Source organism: Nocardioides dongkuii, from assembly GCF_014127485.1.
Taxonomy (GTDB): Bacteria; Actinomycetota; Actinomycetes; order Propionibacteriales; family Nocardioidaceae; genus Nocardioides; species Nocardioides dongkuii.
In genome coordinates this window covers 3,809,981-3,824,866 of the sequence record NZ_CP059903.1, presented here as the reverse complement: position 1 = coordinate 3,824,866, position 14,886 = coordinate 3,809,981, and the positions used below count along the sequence as shown (strand labels likewise).

General features: G+C 73.2%; 15 protein-coding genes and 1 tRNA gene. 11 read left to right on the top strand and 5 right to left on the bottom strand.

The features are described 5' to 3' along the window. Positions 1–8 precede the first annotated feature (8 nt). On the bottom strand, positions 9–971 hold the full coding sequence (locus tag H4O22_RS18510; RefSeq protein WP_182524778.1) for an SDR family NAD(P)-dependent oxidoreductase: 963 nt from the start codon (positions 969–971) through the stop codon (positions 9–11). Between the two features lie 44 nt (positions 972–1,015). Here H4O22_RS18510 and H4O22_RS18505 point away from each other — a divergent pair, with 44 nt between their 5' ends. Together H4O22_RS18505 and H4O22_RS20800 are read left to right on the top strand one after the other, a co-directional pair. Then, complete coding sequence (locus H4O22_RS18505; RefSeq protein ID WP_182524777.1) at positions 1,016–1,579, top strand: TetR/AcrR family transcriptional regulator; 564 nt, start codon at positions 1,016–1,018, stop codon at positions 1,577–1,579. 120 nt (positions 1,580–1,699) lie between these two features. Next, on the top strand, positions 1,700–2,101 hold the full coding sequence (locus H4O22_RS20800; RefSeq protein WP_182527222.1) for a tyrosine-type recombinase/integrase: 402 nt from the start codon (positions 1,700–1,702) through the stop codon (positions 2,099–2,101). Positions 2,102–2,198: 97 nt separating this feature from the next. On the opposite strand, the gene H4O22_RS18495 is transcribed toward H4O22_RS20800, so the two are convergent. Beyond that, positions 2,199–2,271, bottom strand: a tRNA-Lys gene (locus H4O22_RS18495). 163 nt (positions 2,272–2,434) lie between these two features. Between H4O22_RS18495 and H4O22_RS18490 the strand changes: the two genes are divergently transcribed. Beyond that, positions 2,435–3,217 carry an MBL fold metallo-hydrolase gene (locus H4O22_RS18490; RefSeq protein ID WP_220451208.1) on the top strand — a complete coding sequence of 261 codons (783 nt, stop codon included), beginning with the start codon at positions 2,435–2,437 and terminating at the stop codon, positions 3,215–3,217. On the opposite strand, the gene H4O22_RS18485 is transcribed toward H4O22_RS18490, so the two are convergent. Further along, complete coding sequence (locus tag H4O22_RS18485) at positions 3,191–5,269, bottom strand: phage holin family protein (protein ID WP_182524776.1); 2,079 nt, start codon at positions 5,267–5,269, stop codon at positions 3,191–3,193. The two genes, H4O22_RS18490 and H4O22_RS18485, sit on opposite strands and share 27 nt — an antisense overlap. Positions 5,270–5,338: 69 nt before the next feature. Continuing rightward, positions 5,339–7,000, bottom strand: coding sequence for an FAD-dependent oxidoreductase (locus H4O22_RS18480; RefSeq protein WP_182524775.1), 1,662 nt, complete (start codon positions 6,998–7,000; stop codon positions 5,339–5,341). Positions 7,001–7,436: 436 nt separating this feature from the next. Here H4O22_RS18480 and H4O22_RS18475 point away from each other — a divergent pair, with 436 nt between their 5' ends. The 6 genes from H4O22_RS18475 (at position 7,437) to H4O22_RS18450 (ending at position 11,755) form a co-directional block, all read left to right on the top strand. Beyond that, complete coding sequence (locus tag H4O22_RS18475; protein WP_068108172.1) at positions 7,437–7,640, top strand: cold-shock protein; 204 nt, start codon at positions 7,437–7,439, stop codon at positions 7,638–7,640. A gap of 189 nt (positions 7,641–7,829) precedes the next feature. Then, on the top strand, positions 7,830–8,003 hold the full coding sequence (locus tag H4O22_RS18470; protein WP_182527260.1) for a hypothetical protein: 174 nt from the start codon (positions 7,830–7,832) through the stop codon (positions 8,001–8,003). 96 nt (positions 8,004–8,099) lie between these two features. After that, positions 8,100–8,396 carry a metal-sensitive transcriptional regulator gene (locus H4O22_RS18465; protein ID WP_182524774.1) on the top strand — a complete coding sequence of 99 codons (297 nt, stop codon included), beginning with the start codon at positions 8,100–8,102 and terminating at the stop codon, positions 8,394–8,396. Positions 8,397–8,428: 32 nt separating this feature from the next. After that, positions 8,429–8,635, top strand: coding sequence for a heavy-metal-associated domain-containing protein (locus H4O22_RS18460; RefSeq protein WP_182524773.1), 207 nt, complete (start codon positions 8,429–8,431; stop codon positions 8,633–8,635). Then, a complete protein-coding gene (locus tag H4O22_RS18455) occupies positions 8,632–9,552 on the top strand; it encodes a hypothetical protein (protein ID WP_182524772.1) in 921 nt (306 codons plus the stop codon). The genes H4O22_RS18460 and H4O22_RS18455 overlap by 4 nt, the downstream gene beginning before the upstream one ends. Further along, the gene (locus H4O22_RS18450; RefSeq protein WP_182524771.1) at positions 9,542–11,755 is read left to right on the top strand and encodes a heavy metal translocating P-type ATPase; all 2,214 of its coding nucleotides are present in this window, start codon (positions 9,542–9,544) and stop codon (positions 11,753–11,755) included. Before H4O22_RS18455 ends, H4O22_RS18450 begins: the two co-directional genes overlap by 11 nt. A 67-nt stretch (positions 11,756–11,822) precedes the next feature. Here the strand turns inward: H4O22_RS18450 and H4O22_RS18445 are convergent, their stop codons facing one another. Beyond that, positions 11,823–12,878, bottom strand: a complete 1,056-nt coding sequence (locus tag H4O22_RS18445) for a hypothetical protein (protein ID WP_182524770.1) — start codon at positions 12,876–12,878, stop codon at positions 11,823–11,825. A 40-nt stretch (positions 12,879–12,918) separates the two neighbouring features. Here H4O22_RS18445 and H4O22_RS18440 point away from each other — a divergent pair, with 40 nt between their 5' ends. Then, complete coding sequence (locus H4O22_RS18440) at positions 12,919–13,791, top strand: NUDIX hydrolase (protein ID WP_182524769.1); 873 nt, start codon at positions 12,919–12,921, stop codon at positions 13,789–13,791. Positions 13,792–13,915: 124 nt separating this feature from the next. Then, positions 13,916–14,884 carry a PstS family phosphate ABC transporter substrate-binding protein gene (locus H4O22_RS18435; RefSeq protein ID WP_182524768.1) on the top strand — a complete coding sequence of 323 codons (969 nt, stop codon included), beginning with the start codon at positions 13,916–13,918 and terminating at the stop codon, positions 14,882–14,884. The last annotated feature ends 2 nt before the right edge of the window (positions 14,885–14,886 follow it).

Sequence of the window (14,886 nt, the reverse complement as noted above, 5' to 3'; positions counted from 1 at the left end):
TCGCCGCCTCAGGCGGCGCGAGCCGCATCGACCAGCTCGACCGAGACGTCCCACAGCCGGCGGGCGTCGTCGGGGTCGAGGGCGTGCGGCAGCACGCCGTGGATGCCGTGGAGCTCGTCGACGACCTCGGCCTCGTTGCAGTCCTCGAAGTAGCGGCCCCCGATCCCGGCGACCAGGGGGGATGCGGCTAGCAGGACCGACGTGGCGGCGCCCTGCTCAGGGGTCTTCATGTGGAACGCCCCGGCGGCCTCGCCCTGGCTGACCTCCTGCTCGGCGGCGGCGCGCTGCTCGGCGTCCCAGTGTCGCTGTAACGGGGTCCACACGCCGCCCGGCATCAGGGCGTTGGCGGTGATGCCGTCGCCGGCCCAGCGGCGGCTGGCCTCGACGGCGAACAGGGAGGTGGCCGTCTTGGACTGGCCGTAGGCCAGACCGGGGTCGTAGGCGCGGCGCTCGAAGAAGAGGTCGTCGAACACCACGGGGGAGACGGCGTGACTCATCGATGACAGCGACACGACGCGGGCGTCGCCGGCGGCCGTGAGCGCGGCGTGCAGCCCGGTGGCCAGGGCGAAGTGCCCGAGGTGGTTGGTGCCGAACTGGGTCTCCCAACCCTGGGCGGTGGTCCCGTGCGGGGTGTCCATGACGCCGGCGTTGTTGACGAGGATCGCCAGCGGACCTTCCCAGGCGGCGGTGAAGGCGTCGATCGTGGTCAGGTCGGCGAGGTCGAGGTGGGTCACGGCGACGTCGTCGCGCCCGCTGGTGCGCGCGATGTCCTCGGCGGCGCGCCGGCCCGCCGCAACGTTGCGGACGGCGAGGGTGACTTGGGCGCCGGCGTGGGCGAGTGCGCGGGCGGTCTCGAGGCCGATGCCGGACGCGCCTCCCGTCACGATCGCGCGGCGTCCGGTGAGGTCGACGTCCTGGACGACCTCGAGGGCAGTGGTGGTGTCGGTAAAGGGGGTCTGAATACGTGTCATGCCGGGAAACATACCGACTAGTTGGTTAGTTGTATAGTGGCGGCATGCGAGACGGAAAACTGAGCAGGGATCGGCTGCTGCGCGCGGCGACGGAGGAGTTCGCCGCCCACGGCATCGCCGGCGCCCGGGTCGACCGGATCGCTACCGCGGCCGGAGTGAACAAGGCCCAGATGTACAGCTGGTACGGCTCGAAGGACGGCCTGTTCGACACGGTCTTCGCCCACCACCTCGACAAGATCGTCGACGCGGTCCCGTTCGACGCCAAGGACCTGCCGGGCTACGCGGTCGCGCTGTACGACTCCTACCTCAGCGACGTCGAGCTGGTCCGGCTCGCGGTCTGGAACCGGCTGGAGCGGGTCCCGGTCGGTGCCCTGCTCGCCGGGGGGCTGACCGCCTCCAAGTTCGAGGACATCGAGCGGGCGCAGCAGGCCGGGCACGTCGTCGCCGACCTGCGTCCCGAGGACGTCTACGCCCTCGTCATCGCCCTGGCCGGCACGTGGTCGCCGGTCAGCGTCACCGTGACCGCCTCGGCGGACGACCCCGACGCCGACCACCAGCGGCGCAAAGCCGCTCTCCGCGACACCGTGACTCGGGCCCTGGTCCCGTAGCCGGACCGTTGCCGCCGACGGATTGTGCCGGGGCTTTCGCCCGCTCGGGCCAACCAGCGCTACGGCCTCACCAGCGGCGTCAAGCAGACCGGTGGCCGTCGGCGCGCTTGAGGGTGTCGCCTGGAACGACGTCGACCTCGACGCCCGGACCGTCCGCGTTCGCGGCACCAAGACCGTGGCGGCCGACCGCGTGCTTGCCCTCCCGGACGAGCTGGCGGAGCGGCTGGCGCGACGTGCGGAGACCTACGGGACCGACGGCTTGGCCTCGGCACGACCCGCTTCGACACCAAGCTGGGTCAGCCCCGGGAAGTCGGCAACGTCCTGCGTGCGATCCGGCGGACGCTGGCTGACGCTCGACCCACCTGGGCCGGCTCGCACACGTTCCGACGCACCGTGGCTACGTGGATGGACGCCGACGGCGCGCCGCTCGCAGAGATTGCCAACCAGCTCGGCCACGTCGACGTCAACACGACCGGCGGCTACCTCGACCGGCGACAGGCCCGACGAGGGCCGCCAGCGTGATGCGGCTCGGCAACGAAGACGGCGCCGAACAAGTGGTGAGTAGCGGTTGCCGGCTGAGCGTCCAGATCGCGTTTCCGCAGATCAGATGGTTTCTCGGTGGGCCCCGTGGGACTCGAACCCACAACCTAAGGATTAAAAGTCCTCAGCTCTGCCAATTGAGCTAGGGGCCCGGGACATGGGGACTCAATCCGACGAACCAACCGGACCACCTCATGATCGTGCTGGCGATCCTCTCAGAGGTGGGTGGACCACAGCACCCACTGGGTCCGAACGACCTCCGGAGAGCGCTCGGGTGATGCACCGGGGCGCGACCGGAGGGCTACGCTCGATGAGGTGCGCGCGTCCGACGGCCGGCTGGAGCTCACGTGGCTGGGCCACTCGACGGTGGTGATCGACCTCGCGGGATCCCGGCTGCTGACCGACCCCCTGCTGCGGACCCACAACAACGTGCTGCGCCGCAGGGGGGTGCGGCCGAGACCTCCGCAGTGGGCCGATCCCGACGCGGTGCTCCTCTCCCACCTGCACCTCGACCATGCCGAGCTCCGGTCCCTGCGGATGCTTCCGGGGGTGCCCGTCCTGACCGGGAGCCGCAACGCGGCCTGGGTGCGCCGGCAGGGCCTGCTCGGCCAGGGGGCGGAGGAGTGGACCAACGTGGGCGCCGTGCAGGTGCGCCTGGTGCCCGCCGTCCACCACGGCCGCCCGATGCCGCACCGTCCCAACGAGGCCCATGGGCACCTGGTGCGCTCAGCCGGGACCACGCTGTGGGTGGCCGGGGACACCGCCTGGTACGAGCGGATGGCCGAGCTGCCTGCGCTGGCCGGGACTGAGCGGCTGGACGTGGCGATCGTCCCGATCGGTGGGTGGGGCCCCCGGCTGTCGGCCAACCACATGGGACCGGCGGAGGCGGCGCGGGCGTGTGCCGTGACCGGGGCGCGCTACGCCCTGCCGGTGCACTGGGGCACCTTGCACCCGCCCCTGATGGCGACCTTCGGCGACTGGTTCGAGCGACCCCTCGCTGCCTTCGAGGCGGAGGTCTCGGCCGGGGCGCCGGGCTGCCGGGTGATCAGGCTGGGGCACGGGGAGACCTGGTCACCCGAAGGTGACCGGGACGCCTGACTCGGACGCCCCCGACTCGAGACGCTGGCCGGACTGCCGGAGGAACCCCAGCAGCACCTGGTGGAGCTGGTCGGCGCCCTCCACGCGCTCCGGCACGGAGCCGGCGAGGTCCTGCGGCGCCAGGAGGACCGCGCTGTCCTGCCACCCGCCCAGGCCGCCGTGCGCCCCGACCAGCTCCTCGAAGGCCGCGATGTCGAGGGTCGGCTCGTCCAGGGAGCTGTTGACGTAGAGGTCGGGCGCCTTCGGGTCCAGCACCGCACGGAGCAGCAGCCGCCTGGCGTGCTCGCCGAACCGGCCCAGGGGGTCGGTGCCGATGACCGCGCCCGAGGCCAGGTCGACCCGGCCCCCGTCCCCGTAGGCCCAGGGGACCCCGTGCTCGTCTATCCCGGCGACGAACCCCACGCCCGGGTGCTCGCACAGCCCGGGAAGCAGTCGCGGCCAGCGGGCCGTCAGCGTGTGGAGGCTCTGGCGGGTCTCGCCCGGCACGTAGAAGAGCCCCAGGTTGCCCGAGCCGAGGACGACGGCGTGGCCGGGAGCATGGCCGCCCCGGCCGTCGCTCTCCCGCTCCCGGTCGATCCGGCGGCGGGCCGGAGCCGTGAGCCGCCCCGCGACCCCCTCCTCCCCGATGTCCTGGACCAGCGCGTGGGCCCTGCTCCAGCCCTCGTCGGTCTCCTCGTAGCTGTGCACGCCCTCGCCCATCAGCTCGGTGCAGAGGGCGGAGAGCTCCAGGCCGTAGCGGTCGGCGAACGGCTGACCCTGGGACTGGCCGTGGTCGGAGACGACGACCAGGCGGTAACGCCGGGCCGCGTGCTCGGTGAGCAGCTCCAGCTGGGCCAGCACCCGGTCCAGGCCCTCGAGGACGGCCAGGGACTCGTGCCGGAAGAGCCCGGCGTGGTGCGCGACCTCGTCGTAGTCGACGTAGTCGACGTAGATCACCTTGCGCCCGCGCTGCATCTCCTCGGCGATCAGCGCGGTGTTGAGGTCGCGCAGCAGGACGTTGGTCACGGCCCGGAGCAGCGCGAAGGTCCAGCTCCTGCGCACGCGCGGCACCACCTCGTACCGCGCCTGGGCGTGGGCCTGCCAGCGCTCCTTCGCCACCTCGCCGACCGTGCGGGTGAGGCTGCGGGTGAAGCCCGTGGGGGTGAGCATGAACCAGGCCAGCGCCCTCCTCGTCTGGGGCGAGCCGAGACGGACGCTCGCCCGGCTCATCGTCAGGAGCGCGTTCTCGGCGTCTCCGGAGAAGAGGTTCGAGATCGACACCCCGTCCTCGCAGAGCAGGCCCCGGCCGTTGCTCGCCCGCTCCTCGATGAGGCGCGCGTCCGCGGGGTGGTTGGCGACCAGGACCCGGCCGAGCTCGCGGTCGTACCACCGGAAGCCCGGGATCCCGGCCACGGTGCCGTGCAGCAGGCCGAGCTGGCTGGCCGGGGTGGTGCAGGGAAGCTGCGGGGTCCACTCGCGGAGGTGGTAGGCGCCGGAGGTCACCCACCGGCGGATCGTCGGCACCCCGCCGGCCTGCACGGCCCAGCGCAGCACCGGGAACGGCACCCCGTCGAGCTGGACGACGAGCAGGCCGTCGACCTCCGGGTCGGGGGGCCGGACGGGCCGGCCACGACGGGCGAGCGCGGTGGTGAGCGACTCGTCGGTGCCGGCGGTGAGGAGGTAGGCCGCGATCGTCCCGCCGGCGGCGCAGAGCCAGCTCGCCACGAAGGCGGCCGTCCAGGTCGCGGTGATCCCCGGGACGACGAGCATCGCGAGGTGCATCACGACTCCCTGGCCGCCGAAGGCCAGGGGGAGCACCGTCAGCCAGCCGAGGCGGACGCTGACCTCCACCAGGAGCGGCCGCACCACGAAGCCGACGACGCCGCTGACCGCCGAGACCCCGGCCAGGCTCCCCAGCGAGGAGGCCTCGAGGTCGGGGAGCAGCCCGGCGGTCACCCACAGGATGCCGGTGGAGACCAGCCAGGTGGCGAGCAGCCGCCCGAGGTCGGCGAGGACGAACCGTCCTCGACCTCGTCGGCGGGCCCGTCTGGAGACCGGTGCGTCGCTCGCCATGGGGCGCCTCCAACCCGGACGGCGTCCGCCTCCTCGGTCGTCCCATCATGCCCGCTGACCAGAACGGCGTCAGACCACGTGCAGGGGCAACCGCAGCGCGCCGGGGGCGTCGTCGGGGACGGTGGGACGGCGGGGCGGGACGGGTGCGACCGGGCGGTACGCCGCGCCGCGGGAAGGTCGCGGGTCGGCCTCGCCCTTGTTGGGCCACAGGGCGAGCGCGCGCTCGGACATCGCGGTGATGGTGAGCGCGGGGTTCACCCCGAGGTTGGCGCCGATCGTGGAGCCGTCGATGACGTGCAGCCCGTCGTACCCGTGCAGCCGGTGGTAGGGGTCGACGACGCCGGTCTCGGGGGAGTCGCTGATGACGGCGCCGCCGATGTAGTGGGCGGTGGCCGGCCTACCGACGATGTCGGAGGCCAGGGTGACCGGGTCGCCGTCGATCTTCTCGGCGTAGCGCCGCACGATGTCGTGGGCCATCGGGATCCAGGAGGGGTTGCGCGGGCCGCTGCCGTGCCGGGTGCGGAGCTTGCCGCGGCGCAGGTACGACGTCAGCGAGTTGTCGAGCGACTGCATGACGAGCAGCGACACGGTGCGCTGCGCGGACAGGTCCCTGCGGCGTACCCGCCGGAAGGCCCGCGGGTGGCGCAGCGACTGCCAGACGAACCGGGGGAGTCGCCCGCGGCCGCCGTCGACGAGCGGCATGTTCATCACCGCCATCGCGTCCTGGCTCTCGCTGGCGTGCACCATCTCGACGTGCGTGAACGGCTCGGGGTGGATGGAGGAGGTGATCGCGACGCCGCGGGCGAAGTCGCGCGGCTCGCGCGCCGTCGCCACCACGATCGCCTCGGAGTTGGAGCGGGCAAGCTCGCCGACCCGGGGGGAGATCCCCGGCAGGGAGCCGTCCTGCCGCAGCCGGTGCAGCAGCTTCTGGGTGCCGAGCGCTGCGGCCGCGAAGATCACCTGGTCGGCCTCGACGGTCTCCGCGGGCCGGCGCAGCCGCCCGGGACGGCGGGTGGTGATCGTGTAGCCGCCCCCGGGGCGCGGCCGGACGCCGGTGACCTCGGTGAGCTCGTGAACGGTGGCCCCGGCCTGCTCGGCGAGGTGGAGGTAGTTCTTCGGCAGCGTGTTCTTGGCGTTGTAGGGGCAGCCGCTGGTGCAGCGGGCGCAGTGGCGGCAGCCGTGGCGGGCCGGGCCGGCGCCGCCGAAGTACGGGTCGGGCGTCTCGCGCTCCGGTGAGTCCTCGTCGAAGTGCACCCCGACGTCGGTCGGGTGGAACGTCTCCTCGACGCCGAGCTCCTCGGCGATCTCGTGGAGGACGTCGTCGGCCGGCCAGGTGCGGGGGTTGCGGGCCACGCCGAGCATCCGCCTCGCCTGGTCGTAGTACGGCGCGAGCTCGCTGCGCCAGTCGGTGATGTGCGACCACCGCGGGTCGGCGTAGAACGCGTCGTGGGGCTCGTAGAGCGTGTTGCCGTAGATCAGCGAGCCGCCGCCCACCCCGCACGCGCTGAACAGCGAGATCTCGCCGAGCATGCTGAGCCGCATCGGCCCGAACATGCCCAGCCGCGGCGCCCAGAGCGTGTCGCGCGAGGTCTGGTGGAGGAACTCCTCGTCGCTCCACCGCCGGCCGGCCTCGAGCACGCCCACGCGGTAGCCCTTCTCGGTCAGGCGCAGGGCGCTCACGCTGCCCCCGAACCCCGAGCCGACCACCACCACGTCGTACGACCTCGTCACCGGCGCATGGTGGCACGCAGGGCCACGGACGCGTCCGGGTTCGGCCGGAATCGACAGAAATTGGCAGAAATCGGCCGGCGGCGGCCGCGCGGGCCCCTCCGCGACCCCGCGGATCAGAAACCTCCGTACGCCGGCCGTGACCGGCTCGCACGCCGCTGACCTGCGGGTTTGCTGCACGGACGCGCGTCTGACACGCACTCTTCACGCGCTCGGTCCACAAAGGAGGTCGCGAGGTCTTGGCGTAGGGCCAGACCTTGGTACAGTTGGTCCCGCAACAGGTGCAAGTTCCAGCTGGTCTGACGCCCGCGGAGTTTGTGATCCAACGGCGTTTCTGCTTTGTGGTGCTACCAATCACGAGTCGGAGCGACGTGTCACCGCATCTGGTGTGGGGCCGTCGATGTGATGGCCTCTCGTTCCGATAAGGAGTATCGAGCACATGGCTCAAGGCACCGTGAAGTGGTTCAACGCTGAGAAGGGCTTCGGCTTCATCGCCCAGGAGGACGGCGGCGACGACGTCTTCGTTCACTACTCGGCGATCCAGACCCAGGGCTACAAGTCCCTGGACGAGAACCAGAAGGTCGAGTTCGACGTCACCCAGGGTCCCAAGGGTCCCCAGGCTGAGAACGTCCGCGCCGTCTGAGACGACCGGCACCGGTCGGCACCTGTCTGACCACTGCCATCGCGAGGCCCCACCCCGTACGGGGTGGGGCCTCGTGCTCTGTCCGGGTCATCGCCACGCCACCCGAACGGGTCACATCGCCCCGGTGCGGTTTCGCCGTAGGCTGGGCAGGGAAGGTTCCCGGCAGTCGAGTCGGAAGGGTGTGGTCGCATGAAGGAGGCACGGGTGCACGACCAGTTCGACGTCACCCTCGAGGACTCCGACCTGTTGGGCGAGGTCGAGCTGACGACCAACCTGATCATCGCCGCGAGCGAGGCCGAGGAGCACCTCTCGGACGGTCAGATCGACGAGATCCTCGGCATCGAGCACGAGGTCGAGGACTGATCCTCCGCCTCCCGCGCGCCGCAGTCCGGTCAGCCCCGCCTCGGCGGGGCTTTTTCGGGCCTTGAGGCAGATACGGTAGGGGGGTAGGGTGGGTTCATGAGCGAGACCCACCAGCACGGCTACATCCACCGCAAGGACGACTACCTCAAGCGGCTGCGGCGGATCGAGGGCCAGGCGCGCGGCCTGCAGCGGATGGTCGAGGAGGAGAAGTACTGCATCGACATCCTCACCCAGGTCGCCGCGATGACGAAGGCGCTCGAGGCCGTCTCGCTGGGCCTGCTGGAGGAGCACATGAACCACTGCGTGGTGGACGCCGCCCGCGCCAGCGAGGCCGAGGGCCGCGCCAAGGTGACCGAGGCCGTCGAGGCGATCGCCCGCCTGGTCCGGTCCTGACCACGTCGGCCCCCGACCCGAGGAGAGCACCCATGAGCGAGCAGAGCACCTACACCGTCACCGGCATGACCTGCGGCCACTGCGAGGCGTCCGTGCGCGAGGAGATCGGCGAGATCGCCGGCGTGCAGAGCGTCGAGGCCTCCCACGAGACCGGCCGGGTCGTCGTCACCAGCGACGGCCCCCTCGACCCGGCGGCGGTGGCCGCGGCGGTCGAGGAGGCCGGGTACGCCCTGGCATGAGCGACCTCGGTACGCCGTGGCGCGTCGCCGCGTTCGTCGCCGCCCTCGCCGTGGTGTTGGCCGCCTCGGTGGGGATCGGCCGCGCGGTCGGCCCTGTCGACGCCGAGCCGGCGGAGCACGCCGCCGAGGGGCACGGGTCGGCGGGGCACGACACGCCGGAGGCCCCGGCCGCAGCCGTCGCCGGGCTCAGCACGAGCGCGGCCGGCTACACGCTGGCGCTGGCCGACGACCGGCTCGCGCCGGGTCGGCGGACGCTGGCGCTCACGGTGACCGGACCCGACGGCGCCGCGGTCACGGCGTACGACGTGCAGCACGAGAAGGAGCTGCACCTGGTCGTCGTACGACGCGACCTGACGGGGTTCCAGCACGTCCACCCGGTGCTGGACCGGGCCACCGGCGAGTGGACCGTCGACGTCGACCTGACCCCGGGCGCGTGGCGCGTGGTCGCCGACCTCGACCCAGCCGACGGCGACCCGGTCGTGCTCGGCACCGACCTGCTGGTCAGCGGCCGGCAGCGGCCGGTCGAGGTCGGTGAGCAGCGGCTCGCCGACTCCGTCGACGGGTACGACGTGACCCTCGGCGGATCGCTGGTCGCCGGCGCGGAGACCGAGCTGTCGCTCACCGTGAGCCGCGACGGCGAGCCGGTCACCGACCTCCAGCCCTACCTCGGCGCCTACGGACACCTGGTCGCGATCCGCGCCGGCGACCTCGGCTACCTGCACGTGCACCCCGAGGACGGCGCCCCCGGGCCGGCGATCTCGTTCCACACCGCGTTCCCCGACCCCGGCGCGTACCGGCTCTTCCTCGACTTCCGCCACGGCGGCGAGGTGCACACCGCGACGTTCACCGTGCACGTGGGCGAGGGGCACGGCCACGACGGTGGGCACGACGAGGGTGGGGCCGGTCATGACCACTGACGTCGAGCTCGCCATCACCGGCATGACCTGCGCGTCGTGCGCGAACCGCATCGAGCGCAAGCTGAACAAGCTCGACGGCGTCGTGGCCTCGGTCAACTACGCCACCGAGAAGGCGCGGGTGAGCTTCCCCGAGACGGTCACCGCCGATGACCTGGTCGCGACCGTCGCGGCCGCTGGGTACGGCGCGGCGCTGCCGGCCGCGCCGGCGGAGTCCGGCGAGGACGACGCCGAGGACCCGGCGGACGCCGAGACCCGCGCGCTGCGGCAGCGGCTGGTCGTCTCGGCGCTGCTGACCGTGCCGGTCGTCGCGATGGCGATGGTCCCCGCGCTGCAGGTCGAGCACTGGCAGTGGCTGTCGCTGACCCTCGCCGCGCCGGTGGCCGTGTGGGGGGCATGGCCCTTCCACCGGGCCGCGCTGACCAACGCCCGCCACGGCACCACGACCATGGACACGCTGGTCTCGCTCGGCGTGCTGGCGGCCTTCGGGTGGTCGGTGGTCGCGCTGTTCTGGGGGTCGGCCGGCGACGCCGGGATGACCCACCCGTTCCGGCTGACCGTGGAGCGCAGCGACGGGCTCGGCAACATCTACCTCGAGGCCGCCACCGGCGTCACGACGTTCCTGCTGGCGGGCCGCTGGTTCGAGAAGCGGTCCAAGCGGCGCGCCGGCGACGCGCTGCGGTCGCTGCTCTCGCTCGGCGCCAAGGACGTCGCGGTGCTGCGCGACGGGGCCGAGGTGCGGGTCCCCGCCGACGACCTCGCGGTCGGCGACCTGTTCGTCGTCCGGCCGGGGGAGAAGGTGGCCACCGACGGCGTCGTCGAGACCGGGACGTCGGCCGTCGACGCCTCGATGCTCACCGGCGAGCCGGTGCCGGTCGAGGTCGGGCCCGGCGACGCGGTCACCGGAGCGACCGTGAACGCCGGCGGCCGGCTGGTCGTGCGCGCCACGCGGGTCGGCGCCGACACCCGGCTCGCGCAGATGGCGCGGCTGGTCGAGGAGGCGCAGAGCGGCAAGGCGGAGGTGCAGCGGCTCGCCGACCGGGTCTCCGGCGTCTTCGTCCCGATCGTCGTGGCGCTCGCCGTCGGCACGCTCGGCTTCTGGCTGGGCGCCGGCGTCCCTGCGTCCGCGGCGTTCGCCGCCGCCGTCTCGGTGCTGATCGTGGCGTGCCCGTGCGCGCTGGGGCTGGCGACGCCGACCGCGCTGCTGGTCGGCACCGGCCGCGGCGCGCAGCTCGGCATCCTGATCCGCGGTCCCGAGATCCTGGAGTCGACCCGGCGGGTGGACACGGTCGTGCTCGACAAGACCGGCACGGTGACGACCGGCGTGATGACGCTGGGCGAGGTGGTCGCCGACGGCGCCACCGAGGACGACGTACGCCGGGTGGCCGGCGCGCTGGAGTCGCGCTCGGAGCACCCGATCGCCCGGGCGGTCGCCGCGGGCCACGGCGGTCCCGGTGGCCCGGTGGTGACCGACTTCGCCAACGAGCCCGGCCTCGGCGTCCGCGGCACCGTCGACGGCCGCACGGTCGTCGCCGGCCGGCCGGCGCTGCTCGCGGAGCGCGGCCTGGCGCTGGGCGAGCGGCTCGCGGCGGCGGTCGACGCCGCCCAGGCGCGGGGCGCGACCCCGGTCGTCGTCGGCTGGGACGGCGCGGCGCGCGGCGTGCTGGTGGTCTCCGACCGGCCGCGCGCGACGTCGGCGGAGGCGGTCGCCCGGCTGCGCGGGCTGGGCCTGCGCCCGGTGCTGCTCACCGGCGACCACGAGCGCGCCGCCCGCGCGGTCGCCGCGGAGGTCGGCATCGACGACGTGGTGGCCGAGGTGCTGCCGGCGGACAAGGTGGCCGTCGTACGCCGGCTCCAGGACGAGGGCCGGGTCGTCGCCATGGTCGGCGACGGGGTCAACGACGCCGCCGCGCTCGCGCAGGCCGACCTCGGGATCGCGATGGGCACCGGCACCGACGTCGCGATCGAGGCGAGCGACCTGACGCTGGTGCGCGGCGACCTGCTGCTCGCCGCCGACGCCGTACGCCTCGCCCGGCGGACCCTCGCGGTGATCAAGGGCAACCTGTTCTGGGCGTTCGGCTACAACGTCGCGGCGCTGCCGCTCGCCGCCGCCGGGCTGCTCAACCCGATGCTCGCCGGCGCCGCGATGGCGCTGTCGTCGGTCTTCGTGGTCACCAACAGCCTGCGCCTGCGCCGGTTCCGCTGACCCGGCCTGTGGAGAAGATCGCCGAGTCGGCGCACATGTGCGCCGACTCGGCGAGGTTCTCCACAGGTCAGCAGGTGGCGAAGAGGACCGGGCCGGTGCTGAGGTCGGAGAGGACCGAGGCGCCCTCGACCGGGGCGAGCGGCATCCGGACGACGGTGCCGTCGGCGGTGACCTCGCCGAGCTCGAACCGGTCCGGGAAGGTGCCGCCCTGGCCCGGGGCGGCGCCGCTGGCGAGCACGGCGCGGCTGTCGGCGTTCACCTCGGCCTGGTCCTCGGTCTCGAAGGACAGCGCGACCAGGACGTCGAGGTCGGGCTGCACGCCCATCGCGAACGCGGTGTAGGGGCCCACCTCGCCGGCGGCGGTGACCAGCTGCTCGGCCTCCGCCTGGGCGTCGGTGTCGGACTGGCTCATCGCGAGCTCGGCGCACGCGTGGCTGCCGCGGTAGAGGGCGGCGGTCAGCGGCTCCCCGACGGCGTCGGCGACCTCCTCGAAGTCCTCGTCGCCCCCGCGGTCCGCGACCACGGACTCGACGTACGCCGCGTCGTCGCCGGCGGTCAGCACGTGCTCCTCGGCGTCCAGCGCGACGTGCTGCAGCACGGGGCTCACGGGGCGGCCGGCGGCCGCGGTCGCGAGCACCTCGCCGCCGCCCACCCACACGCCGGTCTCGGACTCGGGACGGGTGTACCCGAGGTCGGCCAGCCGGTCGCCCAGCTCGTCGGTGTCGAGCGACTCGGGCAGCCCGACGACCACCGCCGCGCCGTCCCCGGACTGCACGAAGAGCTCCCACGCGACGCTCGCCGGCGACCAGCCGAACTCCTCGTGCAGCACCGCCGCCGACTCCACGAGCGCCGACGTCGAGGTCAGGTCGGCGTCGTACCCCTCGCCGAGGAAGGTCTCCAGCTCCTCGGCCGAGGACCCGTCGTCGACGTCGGCGCCGAGCTCGCGGCGTACCTGCTCCCATGCGGTCCACGACACCCGCTCGGCACCCGCCGGCCCCAGCGCGAGCGCCCGCTCCAGGTCGGTGCGGTCCGCGGCGCGCCACCACAGCACCGCCACGACGGCACCCGTCACGACGAGGAGGGCCACCGCGACGGCCAGCACGATCCGCAGCCGTCTGCGCACGCTCCTCCTCAGGTCGGCGGGGTGGTGTGAGACTAGCGCCATGGCCCAGGCCCCCGACGTCCTCGCCGCCGGCGCCGTGGTGTTCCGGACCGGTGGGCAGGTGCTGCTCGTGCACCGCCGCCAGCACGACGACTGGTCCTTCCCGAAGGGCAAGCTCGACCGCGGCGAGCACCGTACGGCGGCCGCCGTCCGCGAGGTCGAGGAGGAGACCGGGCTGCGGGTGCGGCTGGGGCCGCCGCTGCCGCCGCAGCGGTACGCCGTCGGCGAGCGGATGAAGACCGTCGACTACTGGGTCGGCCGGGTCATCGGCGACGACGACGTCCGCCGCTACCAGGTGAACGACGAGATCGACGCGGTCGCGTGGGTGGACCTCGACGAGGCGCACGAGCGGCTCACCTACCCCTACGACCGCGGCACCCTCGACGAGGCGCTCGGCCTCCTGCCGCGCACGCTGCCGCTGCTGGTGCTGCGCCACGGCGAGGCGCTCCCGCGGGACGGCTGGCGCGAGGACGACCGGATCCGCCCGCTCGCCGACGCCGGGCTCCAGCAGGCGCGCGACCTGGTGCCGGTCCTCGCGGCGTACGACGTGCGGCAGGTGGTCAGCTCGAGCTCGATCCGATGCGTCGAGACGGTCACGCCGTACGTCGGGGCCAGCGGCGCGCGGCTGCGCCTGCGGGACGCGCTGAGCGAGGAGGACGCCACCGACAGCGGGGTCGGCCGGGTCGTGGACCGGCTGGTCCGGAAGACGACGGACGACCGGGTCGGCGGCCTGCTGTGCACCCACCGGCCGGTGCTGCCCCGGGTCTTCGACCACCTCGGCCTCGCGGACCCGCACCTCGAGCCCGGCGAGCTGCTCGTCGTGCACCTGCGCGCCGGCTCGGTCCGGGCCACGGAGCGGCACCCGCTGACCTGACGCCGGGCGCGACTCCGAGCTGCCCGGTCGAGTTCACCGTTCGTTCACCCTCGGCCCCGGGTCCATACACCTCGGCTCCTTACCTTCGGCGGTGTCATCACCGAGATCAGTCGAGGAGCAAGAAGTGAAGCTCACCCCCATCCGCCGGGCCGTCGTGCCCGGCATCGCCGTCCTGGCCCTCGCTCTGAGCGCGTGCGGCGGTGCCGACGCCGACGGCGGCGACGGCGAGGGCGGCGGGGCCAGCGGCAGCGTGGCTGTCGACGGGTCCTCCACCGTCTTCCCCATGAGCGACGCGGCCGCCGAGCTGCTCGCCGAGGAGAACCCCGACGTCAAGGTCACCGTCGGCGAGTCCGGCACCGGCGGCGGGTTCGAGAAGTTCTGCGCCGGCGAGACCGACATCTCCGACGCCTCCCGCCCGATCGAGGAGGACGAGGCCGCGCTCTGTGAGGAGAACGGCATCGAGTACACCGAGCTCCAGGTGGCCACCGACGCGATGACCATGGTCGTCCACCCCGACCTCGCCGTCGACTGCCTCACCACCGAGCAGGTCGTCGCCCTCTGGGGCCCCGACTCCGAGGGCAAGGTGACCCGCTGGAACCAGATCGACCCGAGCTTCCCGGACGAGGAGATCGCCCTCTTCGGCCCCGGCGCCGACTCCGGCACCTTCGACTACATGGCCAGCGACGTGATCGGCGCCGAGTCGGAGACGACCCGCACCGACTACGAGGCCTCCGAGGACGACAACGTCCTGGTCCAGGGCGTCGCCGGCACCCCGGGCGGCACCGGCTACTTCGGCTACACCTACTTCGAGGAGAACGCCGACTCGCTGAAGGCGCTCGCGATCGACGACGGCAACGGCTGCGTCGCGCCCTCGGCGGAGACCGCCCAGGCCGGCGAGTACACCCCGCTCGCGCGTCCGCTGTTCATCTACGTCAACAACGCGAAGTACAACGACAACGAGGCGGTCCGCGAGTACGTCGACTTCTACATCGAGAACCTCGCCGACATCGCCGAGATCGGCCAGTTCATCCCGCTGAGCGAGGAGCTGTACGGGGAGACCCAGACGGCCCTCGAGGGCGTCTCCACCTCCTGACC

Coding starts and splice junctions, on each gene's coding strand:
- H4O22_RS18510 (WP_182524778.1), bottom strand. CDS start 971: ATGACACGTATTCAGACCCCCTTTACCGACACCACCACTGCCCTCGAG.
- H4O22_RS18505 (WP_182524777.1), top strand. CDS start 1,016: ATGCGAGACGGAAAACTGAGCAGGGATCGGCTGCTGCGCGCGGCGACG.
- H4O22_RS18485 (WP_182524776.1), bottom strand. CDS start 5,269: ATGGCGAGCGACGCACCGGTCTCCAGACGGGCCCGCCGACGAGGTCGA.
- H4O22_RS18475 (WP_068108172.1), top strand. CDS start 7,437: ATGGCTCAAGGCACCGTGAAGTGGTTCAACGCTGAGAAGGGCTTCGGC.
- H4O22_RS18470 (WP_182527260.1), top strand. CDS start 7,830: ATGAAGGAGGCACGGGTGCACGACCAGTTCGACGTCACCCTCGAGGAC.
- H4O22_RS18465 (WP_182524774.1), top strand. CDS start 8,100: ATGAGCGAGACCCACCAGCACGGCTACATCCACCGCAAGGACGACTAC.
- H4O22_RS18460 (WP_182524773.1), top strand. CDS start 8,429: ATGAGCGAGCAGAGCACCTACACCGTCACCGGCATGACCTGCGGCCAC.
- H4O22_RS18455 (WP_182524772.1), top strand. CDS start 8,632: ATGAGCGACCTCGGTACGCCGTGGCGCGTCGCCGCGTTCGTCGCCGCC.
- H4O22_RS18450 (WP_182524771.1), top strand. CDS start 9,542: ATGACCACTGACGTCGAGCTCGCCATCACCGGCATGACCTGCGCGTCG.
- H4O22_RS18440 (WP_182524769.1), top strand. CDS start 12,919: ATGGCCCAGGCCCCCGACGTCCTCGCCGCCGGCGCCGTGGTGTTCCGG.